Origin of the sequence: Bilophila sp. 4_1_30 (assembly GCF_000224655.1) — a bacterium.
Lineage (GTDB): Bacteria > Desulfobacterota > Desulfovibrionia > Desulfovibrionales > Desulfovibrionaceae > Bilophila > Bilophila wadsworthia.
On sequence record NZ_JH114231.1, the window covers coordinates 856,879 to 865,250 of the forward strand.

An 8,372-nucleotide genomic window follows, 5' to 3' on the forward strand; every position below is an offset into this window, starting at 1 on the left:
CCGGAAGTCGCGCACGCCGTACTTGGCGTCATAGGTCATATCCGCGTGCCCCGGACGCCAGACCGCCGCCAGCGGCCCGTAATCGCCGGAGCGCTGGTTGGTGTTCTCGATTTGGAAGCCGATGGGCGTTCCCGTGGTCGCGCCTTCAAAAACGCCGGACAGCAACCGGACGGCGTCCGGCTCCTTGCGCGTGGTCCCGGCCGTGCCGCCGCCGGGACGCCGCCGGTCGAGCTCCTTCTGGAGCAGTTCCTCCGAGAGGGCGATGCCCGCCGGGCAACCGTCAACGACGCCGCCGAGCGCCGGGCCGTGGGATTCCCCGTAGGTGGTCAGACGAAAAAGACGTCCGAAAGTATTTCCGCTCATGAATGCTCTTTCCTCCGTGTGACTCCCACCATCAAAACACGATTCGTTTTCGGCGTCCAGAGACGAACCCCCAAGCGGAGCATGACTTTTTTCGCTTCCGCCTCCGCCGCCGTGCGCTTCCCTCCCTTTACAGACGGCGCCGTTCCCTACTATAGATACAAATTCACGCTACGGACAGGTACTTCCGTCCCTTCCGCGAAGACTTCAGCCAAAAAGGACATCTGTTGATGAATACGACCCTGAATATCGGGCTGGCCGGACTCGGAACCGTCGGCGGCGGCCTTGTGCGCCTGCTGTCCGAAAACGCCGAAGAAATCCGGGCCCGCTCCGGCTGCGACTTTAATCTGAAGGCTGTCGCCGTCCGCAATCCGAACCGTAAACGCGATCTTCCGGAGGGCGTGCGCCTGACGACCGATCCCATGACCCTTGCCGACGATCCCGACATTGACGTGGTCATCGAGCTGATGGGCGGCATCGACACGGCCAAGGAGCTCATCACGCGCAGCCTCGCAAAGGGCAAACAGGTCGTCACCGCCAACAAGGCCCTGCTCGCGGAAGAAGGCGAAAGCCTGTTCCGGCTGGCCGACGAAAAGGGCGCCACTCTGCTCTATGAAGCCAGCGTGGCGGGCGGCATCCCCATCGTCCAGACGCTGAAGGAAAGCCTTACCGGGAACCATATCACTTCGCTCGAAGGCATTTTGAACGGCACCGGCAACTATATCCTTTCGGAAATGACCAGCAAGGGCGTCAACTTCGCCCCTGCCCTCGCCGAAGCGCAGGAAAAGGGCTACGCCGAGGCCGATCCCACGCTGGACATCGACGGGTTCGACACCGCGCACAAGCTCGTGCTGCTTATCCGCCTTGCATGGGGCGTGGACTATCCCTATACGAAAATGCCCATCGAAGGCATCCGCAACCTCGACAAGATGGACATCGACTTTGCCCGCGAGTTCGGCTACCGCATCAAGCTCCTCGGCCGCGCCCGGATGCGCGACGGCAAGCTCGAAGCGGGCGTCTTCCCGACGCTGGTGAACCACACCTATCTCCTTGCCCGCGTGGGCGGCGCGTACAACGCCGTGCGCGTGGAAGGCAATGCGGTCGGCTCCCTCTTCCTGCACGGACTCGGCGCGGGCAGCCTGCCCACGGCCAGCGCGGTGCTCGGGGACCTTATTTCCATCGCCCGCCAGAACAACAAACTGAACTCCGGCTTCGTCAAGCAGGTGCTCCCGCAAGCCGACATCCTGCCCCCGGAAGAAGCCTGCAGCACCTATTACATGCGCTTCATGGTCAAGGACGATCCCGGTGTCCTGCGCGACCTTTCCGGCGCGCTCTCCGATCAGGGCGTCAGCATCGCGCAGGCAATCCAGAAGGGACAGAGCGAAGCGGGCGTGCCCCTCGTCTTCATGACCCACGAAGCCTCGGTTTCCGCCATCCGCAAGGCCGTCGAAACCATGCGCAAGAGCGATTTCCTCCTTGCCCCGGCTATTTGTTATCGGGTCATGGGGTAAATGAAGCTATTGGGTTTGGGGAGGGGAACTTTTCTGGAGAAAGGTTCCCCTCCCCAAACCCCACTCCCTCCTCTCCCAAGACTTTCGACTTTATCGAATCCCCCATGACGATTATATCCGGTTTGAAAATTGTTGCCCATCAGAGAAAAAGAAGAGCATCCGCATACGGATGCTCTTCTTTTAAGAATCTCTTTAAAGAATTAAAGGAAAATGATGGGTGGGCATAGAATTATGCTCATAAAAACAGACAGCCCCATATCGGGAATGCCCTTTCAAGAAGCGAGTCAACGGAACTTCCGCCGCGCGGCCTTCCACCAGTCGATCTTTTTGAGGATGGGGGCCGGAGGAGTTTTTTTGTAAAAAACACCCCCGGTCTTCTTTCCTCAGCCCTATCCTCTTCGAAATGCCGTCGCAAAGAAAATGCCGCCAAGGATGGCCGCGGAACTAAGGGCAACGCGCAGCGTAATGGGTTCGTTGACGAACAGCACGCCGCCGATGGCGGTGATCACGGGAACGCTCAACTGGACGACAGCCGCAACAGTGACCGTGAACCGGACCACAACCATGTACCAAATCACATAGCCGCTGGCGGAAGCCAGCGCGCCGGCCGCCAGTGCGTACCACATGCCGGGATTATCGAAACTCACCTGCGAAGGCAGGCAAAGCATCATGAGCAGGGTGAAGGGAACGGCCTTCATGAAGTTTCCGGCGGTCGATGCGGCGGGATCGCTCACGCCTTTGCCGCACAGGCAATAAACGCCCCATGCCGCACCGGATATAAAAATGATCAGGGAGCTGAAAAACGGCGGAGCGGTCAATCCCGGCAACAGCAGGAAGACAAGGCCGACCAGCGCAATGCCGATGCCGATGCCCTGTTGCCTGCTCGGGCGCTCGCCGGAGAAGAATCCGAAACCGATCATCGTGGTCTGCACGGCCACAGCGATGATCAGCGTTCCCACGGCGGTGGGCAGCTCGACATAGGCCCACGAAAAACACGCCATATAGCTAAACAAGGACAGCGCGCCGGGCCATGTCCCGGACTTGAACACGTTCTTGTGGCGCACGGCCATGATCAGCCACAGCATCAGCGCGCCGGAAATGAGACGGACCGCCGTATAGGTCACGGGCTCCATTTTGTACTCAAGCAGCGCCAAACGGCACAGCACTGAATTGCCGGCGAAAAGCGTCATGGAAAGCAACGTCAACAACGCCGTACACATCGTACTATTCATGAAACCCCACCTTACAAGAAAACGCGGCCGGAAAGAGGCCGAAAAAAGGAACGCGCCGCAAAAAATCCGCGCATAAGCGCGGCTCAACGAACATAGCATCAGCCCAGCGAGATGACAATATACCGCCCCTCCGCGCTTCTCAGGGAAAACCAGTTGACCGGAGCTCCGTTCTTGGTACATCTTCTCAAAGGCGAAACGAACTTCTACAGGCAGGTCAGCAATGGATACCACGGAAACGCTTTTGGGACGGAAACCGGCTTTTGTTCTCGTGCCCGGATCATGGTGCGGGGCATGGTGCTGGAAGCCGGTGGCGGACAGGCTCCGCAATGCCGGGCATACGGTTTTCCCCATGAGCCTCACCGGGCTTGCCGAGCGCTCCCATCTCCTTTCCGACCGGATCACGCTGGAAACCCACGTCATGGATGTGGTCAACCTGATCAAGTACAATGACCTGCGAGACGTTGTGCTTGTGGGGCACAGCTACGCGGGGATTGTCCTGACGGCGGTCGCCGAGCGCATCCCGCAATGCCTCCGCCATATCGTCTATCTCGACGCAATGGTCCCCAAACCCGGCGAATGCGCAATGGATCTGATCCCGAACGACGAAGCCGAGCAGCGTGTCCTCCGGGCGCGCCATGACGGCGGGATCAGCATTCCCGCCCCGACTCCGGGACATTTCGCCACCGAGGCCATGCGGGAATGGTTCAGAGACCACATGACCCCGCAGCCCATCAAGCCCTATTTCGATCGCATCGACGTCCGTGTCCCCCAGGGCAACGGCGTTCCCGTAACCTATGTTTCCTGCACGCCCGTGAAGCTTCACCCCATCGCCCTTTCTGTGGAGCGTGCCCGCAGGCTCCCCCTCTGGCGCGTCGTCGAAATCGCCTCCGGCCACAACGTCCATCTCCACCGCCCCGATGATGTTGCGGAAATCCTTATGGAGTGCGCCGAAAGAGCATGATGCCCCCATTCTGGCGGCTGAAAAACTCTTTCGTGGAACACCTACCCGTATCAAACCGGAGCCGTTTCTTTCCCTTGAAAACAGAAAAGGCCGCCCTTCCGGACGGCCTTTTGGTGTCGTTAGATCACCGACGTACTGAAACGGTATGCCCACGGCCCAAAAATCCCCTTAGAGGAAATGGCCAGCTCTCAACGGTGAGATGAGGGCGTACGGTAACGGCGGTGAAGGCGCTACATATAGAGTTCGAGCAACCCTTCAGGAGGGGTGATGCGGATGATCTCGGTATCGAGATCGATGTCCGCGACAAATTCGGGCACGGCGGGAAGCAGGATTTCCTTGCCTTCCGGCGTGAGGATGGACCAAAATTCCTGCTCTCCGTGGAAAAGGACGTGATCCAGCACGCCGAGCTTTTGCCCCGTCGCGTCAAGCACCACGGAAAGCCCGAGCATATCGTGCAGATACACCTCGTCCTCATCAAGTTCGGGCAACGCGGATTCGGGAATGAGAAGCGTCTGCCCGCGCAGGAATTCGGCGGCCGTGCGATCGGGGGCCTCGACAAACCGGATCAGCGGCGTCCCCTGATGCATACGGACGGTGTCGATCTCCATCTTTCTGGGAGGCTTGTTCCCGGCCTGAAGATACACCACATCCCCGCGCAGGAGCTCCAACGAGTCGGCATAGTAATTGACGCGGATTTCGCCACGGATGCCGTGGGGACGGGCGAGCGTGCCTATTTCGACCAGATCGGCCGGGATGTTGCGCTGTTCCGCCACGAACTACTCCACGATTTCCAGCATGACGCGACGATGGGCCTTGGAAGAGGCCGCGCCGAGCAGCGTACGGAGCGCACGGGCGGTCCGGCCCTGCTTGCCGATCACCTTGCCGAGATCTTCCTTGGCGACGCGCAACTCAAGGACGGCGCCCTGTTCCCCTTCCACCTCGACGACCTGCACGTCTTCAGGCTTGTCCACAAGCCCTTTGGCGACAAATTCCACAAAATCTTTCATAGCGTACCTGTCCTGTTCGGTGAGGGAAAACAGCTCTCAGCGGCAGAGGCTTTCGGGAAAACATGTGTTCTCCAAGCGTGCCGCCGGAATTTTTGACGCGGAGCCTCTCCACCCATCAGCAAATGCGGGGTAGAGGAAAGAAGGGCGCTTACCGTTCTCTTCACAGCAACATAAAAAAGACAAACGACCCGAGCCGACCCGCAGAGGCCGACCGGGTCGCTGAAAAGCTAGACAACCGAAAGGCGAACTAGGCGTCGGCCTTCTTGGCATACTGCTTCATGAGCGAGCGCACGGTGTCGCTCATCTCGGCGCCGAGGTCCATCCACTTCTGCACCTTGTCGGTGTCGATCTTGATGTCGGCGGGGCTGACCTGCGGGTTGTAGTAGCCGAGGAATTCCAGCGGGCGACCGTCACGGCGGCTGGCGGTGTTGGTGGCCACGATGCGGAAGAAGGAACGCTTCTTGTTGCCCATGCGGGTAAGTCTCAGTTTAACGGACATTGGAACACTCCTATTGGTATCGTATAAAGTTGTTGCTCAAGGACAAGGGGAATGCCTTGCGACCTGCACGACTGGGCCGGAAACTCGCCACCAGCCTTTCGGCCGGGGAATAACCGACCGGGTGCCGACGCGGCCCGCAAACGGAAGAGGATCAACGCTTTTTCTTGCGCTTCTGCCGTTCCGTCTTTTTCTTTTTCGTGGCGGATTTACCGCTGCCCGGAGCTCCGGGCAAACCGGGCATACCGCCCATGCCGGGGAGTCCGCCCATACCGGGCAACCCACCCATCCCGGAAAGGCCGCCCATGCCGGGGAGCCCTCCCATACCGGGCATACCGCCCATTCCCCCCATCCCTTTGGGCAACGGAGGCATCTTCGGCCTGCCGCCCTTGGCTTTGGGGTTCATCACCTGCTGCATCATCTGACGCATCTGGGTGAACTGGCGCAGGACCTGATTGACCTGTGCCACGGTCGTGCCGGACCCGGCGGCGATGCGCTGCCGGCGGCTGCCGTTGATGAGATCCGGATTCCGGCGCTCTTTCATGGTCATGGAATTGATGATGGCTTCAGTGCGCGCCATCTCCTGTTCCGGGGCCTTCAGATCGCCGAGCTTGGAGGTCAGGCCGCCAAGTCCGGGAATAAGCTTGAGGATGTTTTCCAGCGACCCGATCTTTTTCATGCGGCGCATCTGGGTACGGAAATCCTCAAAATCGAACGTGGCCTTTTGCAGCTTCTTGGCCATGGCTTCGGCTTCTTCCGCCTCGAAAGAGCTTTGCGCCTTTTCGATGAGCGTGAGCATATCGCCCATGCCAAGAATACGCCCCGCCACGCGCTCGGGGTGGAACACCTCGAGATCGGAAAGCTTTTCACCGACGCCGACATACTTGACCGAAGCGCCCGTCACCGACTTGATGGACAGGGCCGCGCCGCCGCGGGCATCACCGTCCATCTTGGTCAGGACCACGCCGGTCAGGGCCAGATCCTTGTTGAAGGCTTCGGCCACGGTCACGGCATCCTGACCGGTCATGGCGTCGGCCACGAACAAAATTTCCTGCGGCTGTACGGCGGACTTGATGTCCACCAGCTCCTGCATGAGCGGGGCGTCGATGTGCAGGCGGCCCGCCGTATCGAGGATGACCACGGTGCACTGCTTCTCTTTGGCGTCTTCGAGCGCGGCGCGGACAATGTCCACGGGCTTCATATCCGCCGAAGAAGCAAAGCAGGGGATGTCGAGCTGCCGGGCGAGCGTGCGGAGCTGATCGATGGCGGCGGGACGGTACACGTCCACGGGAACGAGATAAGGCCGCATTTTCTGCTTGCGCAGGAGATTGGCGAGCTTGCCCGCCGATGTGGTCTTACCGGAACCCTGAAGACCCACCATCATGATGACGCCGGGCTGCGCGCCGCGCAGGTTCAGTTCGGTTGTTTCGCCGCCGAGCAGGGTAACGAGTTCGTCATGCACAGCTTTGACGAGCTGCTGCGTGGGGGTCAGGCTTTTTTCGACTTCCTGACCGAGCACGCGCTCACGCACACGCTCCACGAACTCCTTGACGACCTTGAAGTTGACGTCGGCTTCCAACAGGGCAAGACGCACCTCGCGCAGGCCATCGCGGATATTTTCCTCGGTGAGCTGCGCCCGGCCGCTCAGGGAGCGGAACGCGCTGGACAACCTGTCAGATAAACTTTCGAACATGAACTTCTCCGTGATGCAGGAACTTCACAATTTGTAAGCCCCAGAGCGTTACCCATATTTATTCCAAAAGTCAAGCTTCCGGGAAAGATTCCGCCGTGCCGGGCAAATCCTTTCCGTCCCCGGAGGGCGGCAGCGGGGCAAGCGTAATGCCTTTCTCCACGGCGTATTTTCCCGACCATGCGCACAAGCCCCGCAGCACCGGGGCGAGCGCCATCCCCCTCTCCGTCAACGAATATTCCACATGGGGCGGGATGACCGGATAAACCGTCCGGGTGAGCAGCCCGGCAGCCTCCAGTTCGCGGAGCTGGAGGGTCAGCATCTTCTGGGTGATGTCCCCCAACTTGCGCTTGAGTTCACTGAACCGCTTGGCCCCGCCCAGCAGTTGCCACAGAAGAACGAGCTTCCATTTGCCGCCCACCAGCTCCATCGCCAGCTCCAGCGAACAGTCGTAGTGCGTTTTGATCTGCTTCATGCCACAGGCCGTCCCTTTCAGTATCTTTTTAGTGACTATAGGATAAAAATATGCGTACTTGCAATAAAGAATCATACCCCTATAGTACGGGCAAACAACTTTGGAGGTTTGCCATGAATGACTTTCTCTCGCTTGCCCAGAAAAGATATGCCGTCCGCTCCTATCTCCCCAAGCCCGTCGAGGCGGAAAAGCTTGAACGCATCCTTGAGGCGGGGCGCATAGCTCCGACGGCGAAAAACAACCAGCCGCACAAGTTCCTCGTCGTACAACGTACTGAAGGATTGGAGAAGCTCTCCAAATGCACCAATGTGCAAGGCTATCCCCTGGCGATCATCGTCTGCGGCGTCCCTTCCGAAGCGTGGGTGCGGCCCTACGACGGCAAGGGTATGGTCGACACCGACACCGCGATCGTGGCGACGCACATGCTTCTGGAGGCGGCCGATCTGGGGTTGGGAAGCTGCTGGATGACCCGTTTCGATCCATCGGTTGTCCGCGAGCTTTTCCGCATCACCGAAGGCATCGAGCCTGAGCACATCCTCTCCATCGGCTACGCGGCGGAAAATGCGCATCCGTCCGAGCGGCACACGAGCCGCAAGCCGCTGGCGGCTCTTGTTGTTGAAGAGTCTTTTTAGAGAGAATT

Annotated in this window: 10 protein-coding genes; 3 read left to right on the forward strand and 7 right to left on the reverse strand. The window is 59.6% G+C overall.

The window, feature by feature from the left end:
• A partial coding sequence (locus HMPREF0178_RS03940) for a chorismate synthase (protein WP_009379238.1) occupies nt 1-363 on the reverse strand: 363 nt, incomplete at its 3' end.
• Between the two features lie 227 nt (nt 364-590).
• On the opposite strand from HMPREF0178_RS03940, the gene HMPREF0178_RS03945 reads away from it, so the two are divergent.
• Nucleotides 591-1,871, forward strand: a complete 1,281-nt coding sequence (locus tag HMPREF0178_RS03945; RefSeq protein WP_009379240.1) for a homoserine dehydrogenase — start codon at nt 591-593, stop codon at nt 1,869-1,871.
• Between the two features lie 389 nt (nt 1,872-2,260).
• On the opposite strand, the gene HMPREF0178_RS03950 is transcribed toward HMPREF0178_RS03945, so the two are convergent.
• Complete coding sequence (locus tag HMPREF0178_RS03950) at nt 2,261-3,103, reverse strand: DMT family transporter (RefSeq protein ID WP_009379242.1); 843 nt, start codon at nt 3,101-3,103, stop codon at nt 2,261-2,263.
• 220 nt (nt 3,104-3,323) lie between these two features.
• On the opposite strand from HMPREF0178_RS03950, the gene HMPREF0178_RS03955 reads away from it, so the two are divergent.
• Complete coding sequence (locus tag HMPREF0178_RS03955) at nt 3,324-4,064, forward strand: alpha/beta fold hydrolase (protein ID WP_009379244.1); 741 nt, start codon at nt 3,324-3,326, stop codon at nt 4,062-4,064.
• Between the two features lie 230 nt (nt 4,065-4,294).
• Here HMPREF0178_RS03955 and rimM read toward each other — a convergent pair whose 3' ends face one another.
• The 5 genes from rimM to HMPREF0178_RS03980 form a co-directional block, all read right to left on the reverse strand.
• On the reverse strand, nt 4,295-4,819 hold the full coding sequence (gene rimM, locus HMPREF0178_RS03960; protein ID WP_198134979.1) for a ribosome maturation factor RimM: 525 nt from the start codon (nt 4,817-4,819) through the stop codon (nt 4,295-4,297).
• 21 nt (nt 4,820-4,840) lie between these two features.
• Nucleotides 4,841-5,071: a KH domain-containing protein gene (locus HMPREF0178_RS03965; RefSeq protein WP_005026147.1), complete on the reverse strand. Its 231-nt coding sequence runs from the start codon at nt 5,069-5,071 to the stop codon at nt 4,841-4,843.
• Between the two features lie 247 nt (nt 5,072-5,318).
• Nucleotides 5,319-5,570 (reverse strand): 30S ribosomal protein S16, encoded by a 252-nt coding sequence (gene rpsP, locus HMPREF0178_RS03970; protein WP_005026145.1) that lies wholly within the window; start codon nt 5,568-5,570, stop codon nt 5,319-5,321.
• Nucleotides 5,571-5,721: 151 nt separating this feature from the next.
• Complete coding sequence (ffh, locus tag HMPREF0178_RS03975) at nt 5,722-7,260, reverse strand: signal recognition particle protein (RefSeq protein ID WP_009379248.1); 1,539 nt, start codon at nt 7,258-7,260, stop codon at nt 5,722-5,724.
• Between the two features lie 70 nt (nt 7,261-7,330).
• Complete coding sequence (locus HMPREF0178_RS03980) at nt 7,331-7,732, reverse strand: helix-turn-helix domain-containing protein (RefSeq protein WP_039958541.1); 402 nt, start codon at nt 7,730-7,732, stop codon at nt 7,331-7,333.
• A gap of 113 nt (nt 7,733-7,845) precedes the next feature.
• Between HMPREF0178_RS03980 and HMPREF0178_RS03985 the strand changes: the two genes are divergently transcribed.
• A complete protein-coding gene (locus tag HMPREF0178_RS03985; protein ID WP_009379252.1) occupies nt 7,846-8,364 on the forward strand; it encodes a nitroreductase family protein in 519 nt (172 codons plus the stop codon).
• The last annotated feature ends 8 nt before the right edge of the window (nt 8,365-8,372 follow it).